Annotated in this window: 16 protein-coding genes; 15 read left to right on the forward strand and 1 reads right to left on the reverse strand. The window is 45.7% G+C overall.

The features are described from left to right. Nucleotides 1–45: 45 nt before the first annotated feature. The 9 genes from LCM00_RS10470 (at nucleotide 46) to LCM00_RS10505 (ending at nucleotide 8,691) form a co-directional block, all read left to right on the forward strand. On the forward strand, nucleotides 46–1,689 hold the full coding sequence (locus LCM00_RS10470; protein WP_224901242.1) for a YceG family protein: 1,644 nt from the start codon (nucleotides 46–48) through the stop codon (nucleotides 1,687–1,689). Between the two features lie 3 nt (nucleotides 1,690–1,692). Further along, nucleotides 1,693–2,799, forward strand: coding sequence for a toxic anion resistance protein (locus LCM00_RS10475; RefSeq protein ID WP_129611958.1), 1,107 nt, complete (start codon nucleotides 1,693–1,695; stop codon nucleotides 2,797–2,799). A 75-nt stretch (nucleotides 2,800–2,874) separates the two neighbouring features. Beyond that, complete coding sequence (locus LCM00_RS10480; RefSeq protein ID WP_148974344.1) at nucleotides 2,875–3,486, forward strand: TerD family protein; 612 nt, start codon at nucleotides 2,875–2,877, stop codon at nucleotides 3,484–3,486. A gap of 53 nt (nucleotides 3,487–3,539) precedes the next feature. Then, nucleotides 3,540–4,118: a TerD family protein gene (locus LCM00_RS10485; RefSeq protein WP_129611956.1), complete on the forward strand. Its 579-nt coding sequence runs from the start codon at nucleotides 3,540–3,542 to the stop codon at nucleotides 4,116–4,118. 1,032 nt (nucleotides 4,119–5,150) lie between these two features. Continuing rightward, nucleotides 5,151–5,348, forward strand: a complete 198-nt coding sequence (locus LCM00_RS24755; RefSeq protein WP_318247607.1) for a hypothetical protein — start codon at nucleotides 5,151–5,153, stop codon at nucleotides 5,346–5,348. Next, entirely contained in the window at nucleotides 5,345–6,364 is a 1,020-nt protein-coding gene (gene thrS, locus LCM00_RS10490) for a threonine--tRNA ligase (protein ID WP_318247608.1), read from the forward strand. Before LCM00_RS24755 ends, thrS begins: the two co-directional genes overlap by 4 nt. Nucleotides 6,365–6,672: 308 nt before the next feature. Beyond that, nucleotides 6,673–7,377 carry an anthrax toxin lethal factor-related metalloendopeptidase gene (locus tag LCM00_RS10495; RefSeq protein WP_224901245.1) on the forward strand — a complete coding sequence of 235 codons (705 nt, stop codon included), beginning with the start codon at nucleotides 6,673–6,675 and terminating at the stop codon, nucleotides 7,375–7,377. A gap of 25 nt (nucleotides 7,378–7,402) precedes the next feature. Beyond that, entirely contained in the window at nucleotides 7,403–8,197 is a 795-nt protein-coding gene (locus LCM00_RS10500) for a thymidylate synthase (protein WP_224901248.1), read from the forward strand. Beyond that, a complete protein-coding gene (locus LCM00_RS10505) occupies nucleotides 8,194–8,691 on the forward strand; it encodes a dihydrofolate reductase (RefSeq protein WP_224901251.1) in 498 nt (165 codons plus the stop codon). Before LCM00_RS10500 ends, LCM00_RS10505 begins: the two co-directional genes overlap by 4 nt. 164 nt (nucleotides 8,692–8,855) lie before the next feature. Here LCM00_RS10505 and LCM00_RS10510 read toward each other — a convergent pair whose 3' ends face one another. Beyond that, nucleotides 8,856–9,074, reverse strand: coding sequence for a hypothetical protein (locus LCM00_RS10510; protein ID WP_224901254.1), 219 nt, complete (start codon nucleotides 9,072–9,074; stop codon nucleotides 8,856–8,858). Between the two features lie 212 nt (nucleotides 9,075–9,286). Here LCM00_RS10510 and ilvA point away from each other — a divergent pair, with 212 nt between their 5' ends. From ilvA to LCM00_RS10540, 6 genes are all read left to right on the forward strand, one after another. Next, nucleotides 9,287–10,555: a threonine ammonia-lyase IlvA gene (ilvA, locus tag LCM00_RS10515; protein WP_009795646.1), complete on the forward strand. Its 1,269-nt coding sequence runs from the start codon at nucleotides 9,287–9,289 to the stop codon at nucleotides 10,553–10,555. A gap of 100 nt (nucleotides 10,556–10,655) precedes the next feature. Further along, nucleotides 10,656–11,003: a DUF5658 family protein gene (locus LCM00_RS10520; RefSeq protein WP_224901257.1), complete on the forward strand. Its 348-nt coding sequence runs from the start codon at nucleotides 10,656–10,658 to the stop codon at nucleotides 11,001–11,003. Between the two features lie 108 nt (nucleotides 11,004–11,111). Beyond that, complete coding sequence (locus LCM00_RS10525; protein ID WP_224901507.1) at nucleotides 11,112–11,363, forward strand: YpmP family protein; 252 nt, start codon at nucleotides 11,112–11,114, stop codon at nucleotides 11,361–11,363. A gap of 147 nt (nucleotides 11,364–11,510) precedes the next feature. Next, the gene (locus LCM00_RS10530; protein ID WP_224901260.1) at nucleotides 11,511–12,353 is read left to right on the forward strand and encodes a DegV family protein; all 843 of its coding nucleotides are present in this window, start codon (nucleotides 11,511–11,513) and stop codon (nucleotides 12,351–12,353) included. A gap of 129 nt (nucleotides 12,354–12,482) precedes the next feature. After that, nucleotides 12,483–13,469, forward strand: coding sequence for a nucleoside hydrolase (locus LCM00_RS10535; RefSeq protein WP_224901265.1), 987 nt, complete (start codon nucleotides 12,483–12,485; stop codon nucleotides 13,467–13,469). 152 nt (nucleotides 13,470–13,621) lie between these two features. Beyond that, nucleotides 13,622–15,145: a spore germination protein gene (locus tag LCM00_RS10540; protein ID WP_224901268.1), complete on the forward strand. Its 1,524-nt coding sequence runs from the start codon at nucleotides 13,622–13,624 to the stop codon at nucleotides 15,143–15,145. Nucleotides 15,146–15,157: the final 12 nt, after the last annotated feature.

The following is a 15,157-nucleotide window of genomic DNA, read 5'->3' on the forward strand; positions in this document are numbered from 1 at the left end:
AGCCATTAGGGCTAAATCTTTCGCTCCTAGAGGGAAGGGATAATCATGTATCCAACTTACAATAAATTAAAGGTCAATCTGCTGCCTGTGTCTGCGGACAATTGGCTGACTGCAATTAAAAAGCGAAGCTCAGACCGTCCGCATTACCAGGCAGGCGACGGCATCATCCAGATCAGCCAGGTTGCTGCCAGGTTTCTGGGCATTCCTGCGGATGAAGATGAATACTATAATCAGCTTTATGATTATATACACTCACCTGATAATGGACTTATCCTTTTAAGCAGCGATACTCTTGATAAAACGATCGACAACCAGCATTTCCAGGCCATTCAAAAGGTATTGAACATCAACAGGGAGCAGAAGCTTTCAATCAACCGCTTCATCGCCTTCCTTGATGGTGAGCAGCTTCTCATAAAGCCTGATAATCCCCTTGTCCATAGAAAGGTAAGGGAGGCATTCACTAAAGTCATTGAGATGTTTGCCGGGAGGGAAAAAGATGGCCTTGAAAGCCCGGACTTTCGAAGGGTGCTTGTAGATCTTGTGAAATGGTCCATTAACCATCTCTCCCAGCCGCTAAGCGGCAGCAATCCGGAAGAAAGCATGCCGAAATTTCTCTGGTATGGAGAAGCAAGCAAGAGCCAGCAATATTTCCTGTCATTCATCTTTTTTCTTGGCTGTGATCTCGCGGCTTTCAGCCCGGATGGCCAGGATGTCCTTGCGCTCGCCGACCCGGGCAAAGAAGAGACATTTGTCCAGCAGTATCCGGGGCAGAAGGCAGCTGAACCTTTTCCCAGAGAGAAAAGGAGGAGGAAATCAACGGTGGCCTATAAAGCCTCAAGAGAAATCGAAACCATCCTTAACCACGAAGGCTCAGGCCTTTATAAGGCATGGCAGCTGAGGGACTATAAACCTTCAGCTGTGACGCTGAAAACAACGTATGATGAACTGTTTATCCTTGCCAAAGAAAAAGCGATGATCAGGCCGAATTTTGAAGTCAGCGGCGGTGAAGTGAAGATCCCTTCCATTTTTTCGAAAATCAACGGAGTGAGCAAAAGCCGGAAAGAATATTGGGACCGCTTGCATGCACTTGCGGAGAATGACTGCAGCTTCCTGATCAGACAGTTCCCTTTTTCAAATCCCCTGACAAGCGACTTTCGCTTTCATTACAGAAATGCCCTTGGGAAAGACGGGAAGCTCGATCCTGACATCATTATGGGCTCTCACTACTGGAAATACGGCCATCTTCCCGGCGGCCTCCAGAAAGGGATCTCACACGCAATCAGGAATCTATGCGCAAAGCCGGAGCTTAAGCCCAGCCATAATGAGAGCCAGGAAGAAATCAGCATCTATTTATTTACACAGGCAATGCAGATGCCGGCCAGCATCCTGAAGCTTCTGCAGAAGTTTGACTACTCTCAGGATGTGCCTAAGCTGATTCTCTATAACAATGAAATGAATGGTACGATGACAAGGAGCGACGCAGCCCTCCTGCTTCTCCTGAACCAATTTGGAGTTGATATCATCGTGTATAATCCGCCAGGCCACAATGATCTTGAAAACTATGTCAATGAAGGTGTCTTTGATTCGCACTGGCTGGAAGAAGTGGTCTTTGACCAGGACTATAAAGAGCCTTCACTGATCAAGAAAGTGTTTCTGCAAGGGCTATTGAAAAATTTGAAAGGAGACTAAATCATGAATGATCCGCAACGAGCCAATGCGGGACTGGTTACCCAGGAACCGGCTGATGTGCTTACAGAAACGAAGGTGCCGGAAATAAAGCTGGCACTGAGGCAGGAAGCGGAAGTACAGAATCTTGCCAGATCGATCGATGAACGTGATCAGATACAAATACTGGAATTTGGTAAAGAACCAGCTCAGCAGATTTCCCGCTTCTCTGACCAGATTCTCGGCAATATGAGGGCTACCAAGGTGGAAGACTCAGGTGTCCTCCTGAAGCAGCTAGGTAAAATCATGGACAGGTTCGACAAAAAGGATTTTGAACAGACTTCAGGCGGTTTGTTCGGAAAGCTGTTCAAGCGCGGGGAAAAAATGATTGAAAAGCTCTTTGGCAAATATCAGACAATGGGCAAGGAAATTGACAAAGTTTATGTGGAGATTTCCAAGTACCAGAGTGAAATGGTGGACTCCACCAATATGCTTGAGCAGATGTACGACCAGAACTACCAGTATTATCTAACGCTTGAAAAGTATGCAGTTGCAGGCGAAATGAAGGCAGAGGAGCTCAAAAGCACCCAGCTTCCTCAGCTGGAAGCAAAAGCGGCATCTGGAGATCAGATAGCCTCCATGCAGGCCGATACACTCCGCAATAGCATCGACCTTCTCGAGCAGCGTGTCTATGACCTGGAAATGGCGAAGATGGTGGCACTGCAGACAGCTCCCCAAATCCGCCTTCTCCAAAGAGGGAACACGAAGCTGATTGGGAAAATCAATTCAGCGTTTGTTACAACTATTCCGATTTTTAAAAACGGCCTGATTCAGGCGGTTGCGGCAAAGCGCCAGAAGCTGGTTGCAGATTCCATGAGCGAACTTGACCGCAGAACCAATGAGATGCTCGTCCGCAATGCCCAGAATATTTCAAACCAAAGTGCAGAAATAGCCAGGCTTGCCGGAGGTCCGAGCATCAAGATTGAAACGATTGAAGAATCGTGGAACATCATCATGAAGGGGATGCAGGAAACGAAATCGATTGAAGATGAAAACAGGCGCTTGAGGGAAGAAGGCACAAAGAGGCTCGAACAGCTGCAGGAAAACTTCAAAAATATGAAAAACCAAGGCTGATAGCGCTTTTTTCAGCCTGACTCCGGGATGTTAAATAAAAATAATACAGAAAAGTAAATTTATGAGGTGAAATGAATGGCGATTAATTTGCAAAAAGGACAAAGAGTAGATCTGACAAAAGGAAATCCGGGATTATCGAAAATTATGGTCGGCCTCGGATGGGATCCGGTTGAAAACAAAGGAGGAGGCGGACTTCTCGGCTCTCTTTTCGGCGGAGGAGGAGGCGCCAATGTCGATTGTGATGCTTCAGTCATCATGCTTGGTGAGAATGATAAATTAAGGAATAACAGCGATGTAATCTATTTTGGGAACCTGAAAAGTTCTGATGGCAGTGTACAGCACACCGGTGATAATCTGACTGGAGAAGGAGATGGAGATGATGAGCAGATCAATGTAGATCTAAGCCGCGTCCCTTCACACGTCCAGAAGCTTGTTTTTGTAGTGAACATCTATGATGCTGTTAAACGCAAGCAGCATTTCGGCATGATCCGCAATGCGTATATCCGCATTGTGAATCCCATGGGCAGGGAAGAGCTTATCCACTATAACCTCACTGACGATTACAGCGGCAAGACAAGCCTGGTAGTCGGAGAATTGTACAGGCACGGAACTGATTGGAAATTTGCTGCAGTCGGAACAGGCACAAATGCACCAGGACTGTCTGATGTGGTACGCTCTTATACTTAATAAGCTGGACTATTAGATAATAATTGAAAACTATTAACAGAGGTGAAGAAAAAATGAGCATCAATCTTTCTAAGGGGCAGCGCATCGATCTGACCAAAAGCAATCCGGGCCTGACAAAAGTGATCATAGGGCTTGGCTGGGACACTAACCGCTATTCAGGAGGCGGCGACTTTGACCTGGATGCGTCTGCATTCCTGGCTGATGAAAATGGAAAAGTCGTCCAGGACCACGATTTTATTTTCTATAACAATCTTGTCCACCCAAGCGGCTCTGTGGAGCATACAGGGGATAACCGGACAGGGGAAGGCGACGGCGATGATGAGCAGATCAAAATCGACTTCAGCAAGGTCCCGGCCCATGTCCACCGCATTGCCATTACTGTCACAATCCACGATGCCGAGAGCCGCAGCCAGAACTTTGGCCAGGTATCCAATTCTTTTGCCCGTGTAGTGAATGAAGACACAAACCAGGAAGTGCTCCGATTTGATCTGGGAGAAGATTTCTCCGTTGAAACGGCCGTTGTCATCTGTGAGCTGTACAGGCATGGAGGAGAATGGAAATTCAATGCTGTCGGCAGCGGTTTTTCCGGCGGTCTTGCTGCCCTGTGCAAAAATTTCGGCCTTGCCGTTTAATTCTTATATACCCAAAAGCCCGGCATGCTGCCGGGCTTTTGCTTTTGGAAAAAATGAGAAATAACGCTTGTTATGAAACGGGTTTCATGCTTTATAATTTTTAGGAAGAAAAGGGCGCCGCTTATCAGGAGCCGGCGTGACGCTGCAGGCGGCGTAACGGCATCAGTGAGCAGTAAGCTCTTTTCTATTGAAAATAAAAAATAGCATTGACAATATAAAAGGTACTGGAATATAATTCATTTAATCATTTTTTATAATTCCAATAAGCTGGGAAAAGGATATGAATCATTTCCGCTGCTTCTGACAGAGAAAAGGGCCGCCGGCTGAAAGCCCTTAGGAGAAAGAAATGAATTTACCGCCTTGGAGCTATCATGGGCAAAGTCCGTCTTTGGCCAACCATGATCGGGAGACCGTTATCCTGTTTGAGCGCCGCATGCGATGCATGAGGCGGAATTAGGGTGGAACCACAGCCGCAATTGTCCCTTATACAGGGAAAATTGCGGCTTTTTGTTGTTCTTAAAGGTTTTTCAAGGTGTTTGCGCTTTTTTCCTTATAAACAAATATAATATCGCGAAGAAAAGGACATGAATCATTTCCGCTGCTTCTGACAGAGAAAAGGGCCGCCGGCTGAAAGCCCTTAGGAGAAAGAGATGAATTTACCGCCTTGGAGCTATCATGGGGAAAGCTGAAGTCTGCAAAACCATGATCGGGAAACCGTTATCTTGTTTGAGCGCCGAATGCAATGCATGAGGCGGAATTAGGGTGGAACCACAGCCGCAATTGTCCCTTGGTACAGGGAGAATTGCGGCTTTTTTTATTTTGGTTGTGATAGTATACCTTGTTGATTTTGGGCTCATTCGTGTGAAACTTTGTTTCACATGCATTTCAGCACAGCTGAAATGCAGCCGGATATTCATTCTGCCGCCATGAAAGCTCGCTTTCTTGGCGGCAGAATGAATATCTGGCTAAAATGAGCCCAAAATCAACAACAATGTTTAACAAAGCCTTTATTTTAGATTAGGAGGAATTAAAATGTCAATTAAAGCAGAAGCAGAAAAGAGAAATCACAGAAAACTGGGGGCTGAGCTTGACCTATTCATGTTCAGGGAAGAAGCACCGGGAATGCCCTTTTATCTTCCAAAGGGGATGCAGGTAAGAAACATTCTGGAAAACCTATGGAAACAAAAACATCAAGTAGCAGGCTATCATGAGGTCAGACACCGATCATGATGAAGCAGGCTTTATGGGAGCAGTCGGGGCACTGGGACCACTATCATGAGAATATGTATTTTTCAAAAGTTGATGAACATGATTATGCGATAAAGCCGATGAGCTGCCCTGGTGCTGTATTGATTTTCAGCAGCAAAAGGAGGAGCTACCGGGAGCTGCCTATCCGGTATGCTGAGCTGGGGCTCGTTCACCGCCATGAACTATCAGGTTCACTTAATGGGCTTTTGCGGGTAAGATCCTTCACACAAGATGATGCCCACCTGTTTGTAAGGGAAGATCAAATAAAAGAAGAAGCAGCAAAAGTGCTGGAGCTGGTGCACGAATTTTATTCTCTGTTCGGCTTTGAATATAAGGTAGAGCTTTCTACTAAGCCTGCTGAATCCATGGGTTCGGAAGAAACTTGGAATCTGGCAGAAGCTGCATTAGAATCGGTCCTGCAGGAAAAGGGCATCCCTTTTGAAATTAATCCTGGCGACGGAGCATTCTATGGCCCGAAAATCGACTTCCATATCACTGATTCACTGGGAAGAAGCTGGCAATGCGGAACTGTTCAGCTTGATTTTCAAATGCCAGAGCAATTCGGCTGCCAATATATCGGCGAAGACAATCTGGCTCACAGGCCAATCATGATCCACCGTGCCATTTACGGATCGATCGAAAGGTTCCTTGCCATCTTGATCGAGCATTTCGCAGGAGATTTTCCTTTCTGGCTTGCACCGGTCCAGGCCATGGTACTTCCGGTTTCTGAGGCTCATATCGGCTATGCAATGGAAGTCAGATCCCATCTTGAGAAAGCCGGCTGCAGGATTGACATTGACAGCAGGGCAGAAAAGCTGGGCTTCAAAATCAGGGAAGCAGAGCTTCAGAAAGTTCCTTATATGATCATCATCGGAGACAAGGAAAAAGAGGAGGGGGGAGCTGCCTTGAGGAGAAAGGGGGCAGGAAATCTTGGAGTATTTGATCTGCAGGAACTGCTGGACAGATTTAGGGATGAAAATAGACCCGGAAGTAAGTAAGGGATAGAACGGGGGTCTTACAGGACCCCTTCTTTTCCAAGTTACTGATTCGGAAAAATTAAGAGGATTAGAGCCTCAAGATAAAAGAGACAAGCCATTCTAAAGCTAAAGATCCTGAACATCAATTCAGCTTAACAGCAAGCCTCTGAAAATACCCATCCTGCCGCGCTTCTGTAAAACTTCCTGAAATTGCCCATGAATCGCGGCCTTTTTACCCAAAATGATATGCTATAATATTTTCATATATACATAGATAGCAGGCAGCAAATGGGGCAGGAAGCGTCTGAGAATGGACAGAAGGTGATAGCATGAGATTCAGGATTTTTTTTCTGCTTATAGTAGTGGCTTCCCTGGCGCTGATGGGAAATTCCCAGGCAGCGATGGGAGGTATAAAACTTAAAGATTTCCCTGGCAACTCTGAGCTTGCCAGCTCCCTGTCTCTTCATTCAGGACAGGATCTGGGCAGGATTATTACTCTTCCTTTGGAGGAATTCGATCAGGAGGAAGCGGCAAGAATGATAGAAAGACTGGATCAGCTTCCCTCATCCTTGCTGTCTAAAATCAGAAAAGAAGGCATCTCGCTTAAGCTTTTTACAGGACAGCTCACAGATAATCCCACTGCAAGCCATCTGGCAGGCTTGACTCCCAGGGGCTATCAGAATAAAGAAACGACCTGGGATGATGTACCCGGAATCGGCGGGGGACGGACTGTCCTTGTAAAGATCGGCTACAGCGGCAAAGGCATGGGGCATGGATCTGTCAATCTGGAGCTCCATGAGCTGGCACATTCGGTTGACCGCTTTGTCTTAAGCGAGATCCGCTTCAACAGAAAGTTCCAGGGTATCTGGAAAGAGGAGAAGGCTAAGCTGTTTCCCGGCCAGCCTTACTTCCTTTCATTCCCTGAAGAATATTTTGCTGAAACGTTCGCCATGTATTATATGGGCGGGGAAGAGCATTTGAGGTTAAAAGAAATGGCCCCGCTCACCTGGCAGTTTTTCAGCACGCTAAATTAACGATTCATATTAGGAGGTCAATGGAATGGAGCAGTATTTACAGCTTTGCAGGCATGTACTGGAAAAGGGTACAATCAAAGAAGACCGGACGGGAACCGGCACAATCAGCACTTTCGGGTATCAGATGCGATTCGATCTGCAGGAAGGCTTCCCATTGGTCACAACAAAGAAACTGCATCTCAGGTCGATCATCCATGAGCTTCTTTGGTTTCTGACTGGAGACACCAATGTGAAATATCTTCAGGATAACGGGGTCAGGATCTGGAATGAGTGGGCCGATGAGGAAGGGAATCTCGGGCCTGTATATGGCCATCAATGGAGATCCTGGACCGGTGCGGACGGGAAAACGGTTGACCAGATCAGTGAGCTGATCAGCTCAATCAAGAATAATCCTGATTCAAGAAGGCTGATTGTTAATGCGTGGAACGTATCTGAAATCGGCAATATGGCGCTGCCTCCCTGCCATTGCCTTTTCCAGTTCTATGTGGCGGACGGCAAGCTGTCCTGCCAGCTTTATCAGCGGTCTGCCGATGTATTCCTGGGGGTGCCGTTCAATATCGCTTCATATGCCCTCCTGACACATATGGTCGCCCATGTCTGTGATCTGGAGCCCGGAGAATTCATCCATTCGTTCGGCGATGTTCATATCTACCGTAATCATGTTGAACAGGTAAACCTTCAGCTTTCAAGGGAGCCTTTCAAGCTGCCACAGCTGAAATTCGCCCGCAAGGTTGAGGATATCTTCAGCTTTAAATATGAAGATTTCATCCTGGAAGGCTATGAATCACATCCTCATATTAAAGGAGTTGTCAGTGTTTGATTTCTCTGCTTTGGGCCATGGACGAAAACTCTGCCATCGGCAACAACAATGATCTGCCCTGGCGCCTGCCGGAGGACCTGAAGTATTTCAAGCGGGTTACGATGGGCCATTCGATTGCTATGGGCAGGAAAACCTGGGTTTCTATAGGCCGGCCTTTGCCTGGCCGGGAAAACATCGTGCTGACGCGGGACAGTGGATTCTCCTGCGAGGGCTGCACCATTTTCTATTCTTTTGATGAATTTCTTGCAGACTGCAGGGAAAAAAGTGATCAGGAGATCTTCATCATTGGCGGGGCTGAAATCTTTAAGTTGGCCCTCCCAGCTGCCGACAGGCTTTATCTGACGATGATCCATGATAAGTTTGAAGCTGATACCTTCTTTCCTGAGATTGATTGGAAGGAATGGCAATTGGAGAGCCGGGATAAAGGCGCCCGCGATGAAAAAAATCCCTACGATTATGAATTTTTGGTTTACACAAGAAAAGAACAGCCATGAGGCTGTTCTTTTTCTTTGGCTTTGTTAAACATTGTTGTTGATTTTGGGCTCATTTTAGCCTGATATTCATCCTGCCGCATTTCAGCTGTGCTGAAATGCGTGTGAAACAGAGTTTCATGCGAATGAGCCCAAAATCAACAAGGTACACTAACACAGCCTTTTCTTCAGATTTCTTCCAGCTGTTCAAGCATGCTGCGGAATTGACTAGGATCGCAGAAATCTTCTTCGTGAAAATTGTTTTTCACCCATTGAATCAGGTCTTCTCTATTATTGAAAACTTCACCGCTTGTATCCGCCTTCCTGATCATATAGCGGCCATTGTCTTCATCGGCCGTTACTTCCACAGGCAGCCTGCTGTCAAGGCTGCAGAGCGAAAATTCCATTGTGTCCGCCCTCCTTCGGCTTTTTAATTCTATATTCCCTTAATGGCGAAAAAATGCCCAGCTCGGCAATCTTTTTAATAGTATATGCATAATAAGGAACCCGACTCTCTTTTCTTGTAATATAAAAAAGGTAAATTTTTTGACTATTCTGTTGATTAATGATTCTGCCGTGGTATAATGTACAAATTATAACGGCAGAAATGAGGTAGGATATGGAACAGAAATTAATGAAAAAAAAATGGGTGCAGCTGGAGGATATACTTATTGCATACCAGCAGCTCAAGGATATCGTTGCCCATACGCCGCTGCAGAAAAATGACCGGCTGTCGGAAAAGTATAATTGCAATGTGTATTTAAAAAGGGAAGATCTCCAGCATGTAAGGAGCTTCAAACTTCGAGGCGCCTATTACAGCATGAAATCACTGGGAGAAGAAAAGCTTGCAAAAGGAGTCGTCTGTGCGAGTGCAGGCAATCACGCCCAGGGTGTCGCTTTTTCCTGCAGGCAGCTGGGGATCAAAGGCAAAATCTTTATGCCGGCCACAACCCCACGGCAGAAGGTGAGCCAGGTTGAACTGTTTGGAAGGGGACATGTGGATATCATTTTGACAGGGGATACCTTCGATGACTCTTATAAAGAAGCCGTAAAATGTGCAGAGGATGAGCAGATGGCTTTCGTCCATCCATTTGATGATGAGAAGATCATTGCCGGGCAAGGCACTGCCGCTGTTGAAATACTGAATGACTGTGAAGAGCCGATCGATTTTGTTTTTGCCAGCATAGGCGGCGGCGGATTGATGGCCGGCCTCAGTACATATTTCAACAGCGTCTCGCCCCTGACAAAGATGATCGGCGTTGAGCCTGCCGGTGCAGCTTCCATGAAGGAGTCCTGCCTTTACGGCTCTGTGACCCCGCTTGCTGATATCGACAAATTTATTGACGGGGCCGCTGTTAAAAGTGTCGGAGAAAAAACCTTCGATATTTGCAGCGAGCTGGTTGAAGATATTGTATTGGTCCCTGAAGGGAAGGTCTGCACCTCGATTTTGGAGCTGTATAATGAGCATGCAATCGTAGCGGAGCCAGCAGGCGCCATGCCGATTGCCGCCCTTGATCTCTATCGTGAAGAGATAGCCGGAAAGACAGTTGTATGTGTCGTAAGCGGCGGAAATAATGATATAGGGCGGATGCAGGAAATCAAGGAAAGATCGCTTCTATATGAAGGGCTTCTGTGCTATTTTATCGTGAATTTTCCCCAGCGGGCTGGTGCACTGCGGGAGTTCCTCGATGAGGTCCTCGGACCTTCCGATGATATTACAAGATTTGAGTACACGAAGAAAAACAATAAAGAAAACGGGCCGGCACTTGTCGGCATTGAACTTAAGGATAAAGAAGACTATGCCGGCCTGATAAAAAGGATGAACAAAAAAGCCTTTGCTTTTACGGAAATCAATAAAGACAGCAATCTTTTCCACCTGCTGATTTAAATAACCCCCCTGTGCCCCGGGGGGTTTTTAATTGCATTAATGTTCTTAATAAAGTACAATTTTGTTATCAAAAAAGTTTTGAAGTTTCTTCTTTTTGAGAATGGGAGATCATGATAATAATTTAAAAAGGATAGGAAGCGGTGAGTCCATGAGGGGCATATACATCTATTTAGGGGTATTGAATGCGCTGGATGCACTGGCCACCTCTCTGGGGCTGAATGCAGGGCTGATAGAAGAAGCTAATCCGGTGATGGGAGGTCTGTATGAAAAAGGCCCGCTGCTCTTCCTCCTGGTCAAATTATCATTCAGCGCGCTTCTAGGCTGCTTTGCTTATCTGAAATATATGCCTGAAACGAAGCTTCTGAAAGTCCTGCTGCTGTTCTCTTCTTTTTTATATACCTCAGTATGCCTTCTCCACCTATACTGGATAGCAAGCCAGTTTCCATAAAACAAGCTGAACTTTTTGAAAAAAAGCAGGAACAGCGCATATTTAGACACACTTCGGGGCCTTGATGAGGTATAATATAACAAACGGGTGAAAAAGAGGATTGATATTTTGCTATTCAAAAGCCTAGAGTTCAAAAATGCTGTTGGACAGAAGGTTAAGGTCATTGAAATTCCAGTATTGGAGGAAGATAGCCCAAATTTCTTTATGATCCAATTCCGTTTAAAAACATTCATCTCGGCCGTTCACAAAGACACCAGCAGGAGAAGTGTGCACTCATTCAGGGAATATTTGAAAAGAGTCCTGAAATGGAAGGATTATGAACACCTGTTTAATGTAGTTGAATTAAAAAATAATGCTTAATTCCTTGCGCCGGTTTTCCGGCGTTTTTATTTTGCCTGAATCACTCAATGAAGAAATCCGGCTGCCATTTAAACCGCTTTCTATTTTATTTGCTGTCCAAATCCATGTATAATTATATTTATAAGTGGATTGTTGGGAAGTGATATTTTGGCAAAGGTAAAGATAGTGACAGATTCAACAGCAGACCTGCCGGCAGCACTTGCAGCCGAGCTTGGAATTGAAGTGGTGCCCCTGTCGATCAGCATAGATGGCGAAACCTATCTCGACAGGATAGATATAACCCCTTCTGAATTTATGAAAAAAATGAAAACTTCTGCAGAACTGCCAAAAAGCTCGCAGCCGCCTCCAGGGAAGTTCGTTGAGCTTTATGACCGTTTTGGGGCAGAAGGCTATGAGGTATTGTCGATACATATGACAGGCGGGATGAGCGGTACTGTCCAATCAGCAGAAAGTGCTGCAAAGATGTCTTCCGCTAAGGTAACAGTGATTGATTCCCGATTTATTTCAAAAGCACTTTCTTTTCAGGTAACAGAGGCGGCAAAGATGGCCAGCGAAGGGCTCGGTATGGATGAAATTGTAGAAAAGCTTGTAAAAATAAGAGATAAGACTCATTTATATGTTGTAGTCGATACTCTCGAAAATCTCGTCAAGGGCGGGAGGATCGGAAAAGGGAAGGCTCTCATCGGATCCCTGCTGAATATCAAACCGATCGCTTCGCTTGAAGGCGGAGTTTATACGCCTGTAACGAAGGCAAGAAGCTATACACAGGTGGCTAAATATCTCGTAAAGCAATTTGCAGAAGATGTTAAAGGCAGGACAATAAAAGGGGTAGGGATCTGTCATGCAGAAGGCCTCGACCTTGCAATGAAGGTCAAAGAGGGTCTCATTGAATTGACAGGCTACGAAAATGTTGAAATTGCGGAAACGACCCCAATCATCAGCACGCATACCGGCCCGGGTGCAATTGGCTTTATGTATTATTATGAATGAAGAAAAGCTGGATATTTCCAGCTTTTTTTTATTTTAGGCCGCTTATCAGCTGCCTTTTGCAGAAACCCTTCAAAAAATTGCCATTATAGACAGGTGGTTGAAATATCTTAAATAGGAGGGGGAAATACTATGGCCAAAAATAAAAATGTCCTGTTTTTCAGCGACTTTGGAATAGATGATTTTGTGGCAGCCATTTATGCACTGTTTTCTAAGGAAGTCAATATAGTCGGTATCGTTGCCGACTATGGAAATATCTCCAGGCTTGATGCGCTCCGGAATGCAGTTTATCTGCGGGAGGTCACTGGTATTGCTGATATCCCGGTATTCAGCGGTGCCGAGCTGCCGCTGACAGGAGAAAACCCTGTCTATTATCCTGATGTCCACGGATTGGAGGGGCTCGGTCCGATTTCACTGCCTGAATATGAAGTGACAGATGAGTTTTTTGAGAACTTTGATGGCATAAAAGGAATCATTTCCAAATACGAGGACGACCTTATCATTGTAAATGTAGGAAGGCTTTCTTCTCTGGCTACAGCATTCATTTTATATCCCTCTTACATGTCCAGGGTAAAGGACTTCTATATTATGGGCGGGGCTTTTAATGTTCCCGGTAATGTCAGCCCTGTGGCAGAAGCCAACTTTTACGGCGACCCTTATGCGGCCAATATCATTATCAGGCAGGCGCCAAAGCAGATTCACATATTCCCGCTTGATGTGACCATGTCAGCCATTGTCACTCCTATGCTAATAGACCGCCTTGATGAATATTATAAGGAGATAAACAGCAGGCCAGGTTTGCTTGTAAAGCCGATGGTTGACTATTATTATAAATTTTATAAAAAAAGAGACCCTGATATAAGCGGGAGCCCTCTTCATGATGTTTTTACACTTTGGGCCCTAACTGAGGATGCTGCAGTTGAGTATAAGGAACTGCCTGTCATCATTCAGGTTGATAAAGGGGAAGGACAGGGACAGAGCATTGGAGATTTCCGCAAGTTTATAGAAAAAGCCGAATACCCTATCCACAAAATTGCCATTTCCTTCGATTACGCAAAGTTCATCACAAGCTTTTACACCACAATGAAAAATCACTATAGCGAAAAGCCGCCATCATAGAAATATAGCACTTTACGCGCCAGCCTCTTCTTAGGGCTGGCTTCTTTCATTTCTGCCTTTTTGGGCCCGAGAGGATGCAATAGCTTTCTATGTCGGCTGATATTTTACCTTTATTGGGAAATGCTATAAAAAAACAAAAAAAGGTGTTCTTTATGTTCAGAAGCAGACGAGGGAAAAACATTACAAAAGATCAAAAACAGACCCGCTCTCATTCATTGACGGTTGATGAGCTGCAAAAAGAACTCAGCCAGGAACTGAATGAAAGCCCTGACTTGCATGTCCGCCTGCTCTGGAAGGAAGAGCAGAAAATAGCGGTGATATTTGTGAAAACGCTGACAGATCCCATGATTTTAGATGAAAGGATCCTTTTGCCGCTTCAAAAAGCAATTGGCCCTCTGGAGCCTGATAGTATTGCCAACCTTCTCCCGATAGGGGAGCTGAGCACCGCGAATCAGCTGAAAGAAATCGCAGCCGCTCTTTTGAACGGCAATACCTATATTTATATAGAAGGACAGCCTTTTGGGAATCTTGCTGGAACCGGCAAGACGGCAGAAAGGTCCATTGAGAAGGCGGAAACAGAATCTCTTGTCTATGGCCCGAAGATCTCTTTTACCGAATCGCTTGAATCCAATGTCAACATTATCCGAAGAAATTTGAATGGAGCAAATCTCTGCATCGAGGACTTGAAAGTCGGAGGGAGAAGCAAGCTGAAAGCCAAGCTTTTCTATATCAAGGATGTAGCTGACACAGATAATGTCCTGACCTTCCGGCAGCGCATCAGTGACCTGGAGTCAGATTATGTTCCGGATACCACTGTCCTTGCTCAGTATATCGAGGATAACAGCTGGTCAGTCTTCCCGCAGATTCTGACGACAGAACTGCCGGACAGATTCTGTATTTCACTCATTAAGGGACAGGTTGGTGTCCTTCTTGACAGGAGCCCGAGCGCCCTGTACGGCCCGACAACTTTTTTCAGCTTTTTTGAAACGACAGAAGATCTTTATATGCGCTGGAATATGGGGACATTCCTGCGCCTGCTGCGCTTCTTGTCCATCTTTCTGTCTGTCCTGTTGACGCCGGCTTATGTGGCGGTATTAACCTACCATTATGAGGTCATCCCTTCTCCATTGCTTGTTTCTTTGGGACAGTCGAGGTCAAATGTACCATTTCCTCCTGTATTTGAGGCTCTCCTTCTTGAGTTCATCATTGAGCTGTTAAGGGAAGCCGGCGCAAGGCTTCCGACGAAGGTCGGCCAAACAATGGGGATTGTAGGCGGTATCGTCATCGGGCAGGCAGCAGTTGACGCCGGTTTTACAAGCAATATCCTCATTATCATCATTGCCCTGAGCGCGCTCGGATCCTTTACGGTTCCAAGCTATTCAATGGGAACAGCCATCAGGATCATCCGCTTTCCTATCATCATTATGGCCGGTTTATGGGGAGGGATTGGAATCATGATATCTTTCTGCTTCCTGCTGATTCATCTGTTGAAATTATCGGCTATCGGCAGGCCTTACCTGGCGCCGGTTTATCCGCTGAGATGGAAGGATATCCGCTACAGCATGGTCCGCTTTCCGCTTCAATATTTATCCAGAAGGCCTGAAATGAACATGACTGATGATCAATCAAGATATCCGGCGCATAAGTCTGCAAAAACAAAAGATGTGGATGAATAGGGAGGTGTGAAA

This window comes from Bacillus infantis, from assembly GCF_020171945.1.
Taxonomy (GTDB): domain Bacteria; phylum Bacillota; class Bacilli; order Bacillales; family Cytobacillaceae; genus Bacillus_AB; species Bacillus_AB infantis_A.

Coding starts and splice junctions, on each gene's coding strand:
- LCM00_RS10470 (WP_224901242.1), top strand. CDS start 46: ATGTATCCAACTTACAATAAATTAAAGGTCAATCTGCTGCCTGTGTCT.
- LCM00_RS10475 (WP_129611958.1), top strand. CDS start 1,693: ATGAATGATCCGCAACGAGCCAATGCGGGACTGGTTACCCAGGAACCG.
- LCM00_RS10480 (WP_148974344.1), top strand. CDS start 2,875: ATGGCGATTAATTTGCAAAAAGGACAAAGAGTAGATCTGACAAAAGGA.
- LCM00_RS10485 (WP_129611956.1), top strand. CDS start 3,540: ATGAGCATCAATCTTTCTAAGGGGCAGCGCATCGATCTGACCAAAAGC.
- LCM00_RS24755 (WP_318247607.1), top strand. CDS start 5,151: ATGTCAATTAAAGCAGAAGCAGAAAAGAGAAATCACAGAAAACTGGGG.
- thrS (WP_318247608.1), top strand. CDS start 5,345: ATGATGAAGCAGGCTTTATGGGAGCAGTCGGGGCACTGGGACCACTAT.
- LCM00_RS10495 (WP_224901245.1), top strand. CDS start 6,673: ATGAGATTCAGGATTTTTTTTCTGCTTATAGTAGTGGCTTCCCTGGCG.
- LCM00_RS10500 (WP_224901248.1), top strand. CDS start 7,403: ATGGAGCAGTATTTACAGCTTTGCAGGCATGTACTGGAAAAGGGTACA.
- LCM00_RS10510 (WP_224901254.1), bottom strand. CDS start 9,074: ATGGAATTTTCGCTCTGCAGCCTTGACAGCAGGCTGCCTGTGGAAGTA.
- ilvA (WP_009795646.1), top strand. CDS start 9,287: ATGGAACAGAAATTAATGAAAAAAAAATGGGTGCAGCTGGAGGATATA.
- LCM00_RS10520 (WP_224901257.1), top strand. CDS start 10,656: ATGGGAGATCATGATAATAATTTAAAAAGGATAGGAAGCGGTGAGTCC.
- LCM00_RS10535 (WP_224901265.1), top strand. CDS start 12,483: ATGGCCAAAAATAAAAATGTCCTGTTTTTCAGCGACTTTGGAATAGAT.
- LCM00_RS10540 (WP_224901268.1), top strand. CDS start 13,622: ATGTTCAGAAGCAGACGAGGGAAAAACATTACAAAAGATCAAAAACAG.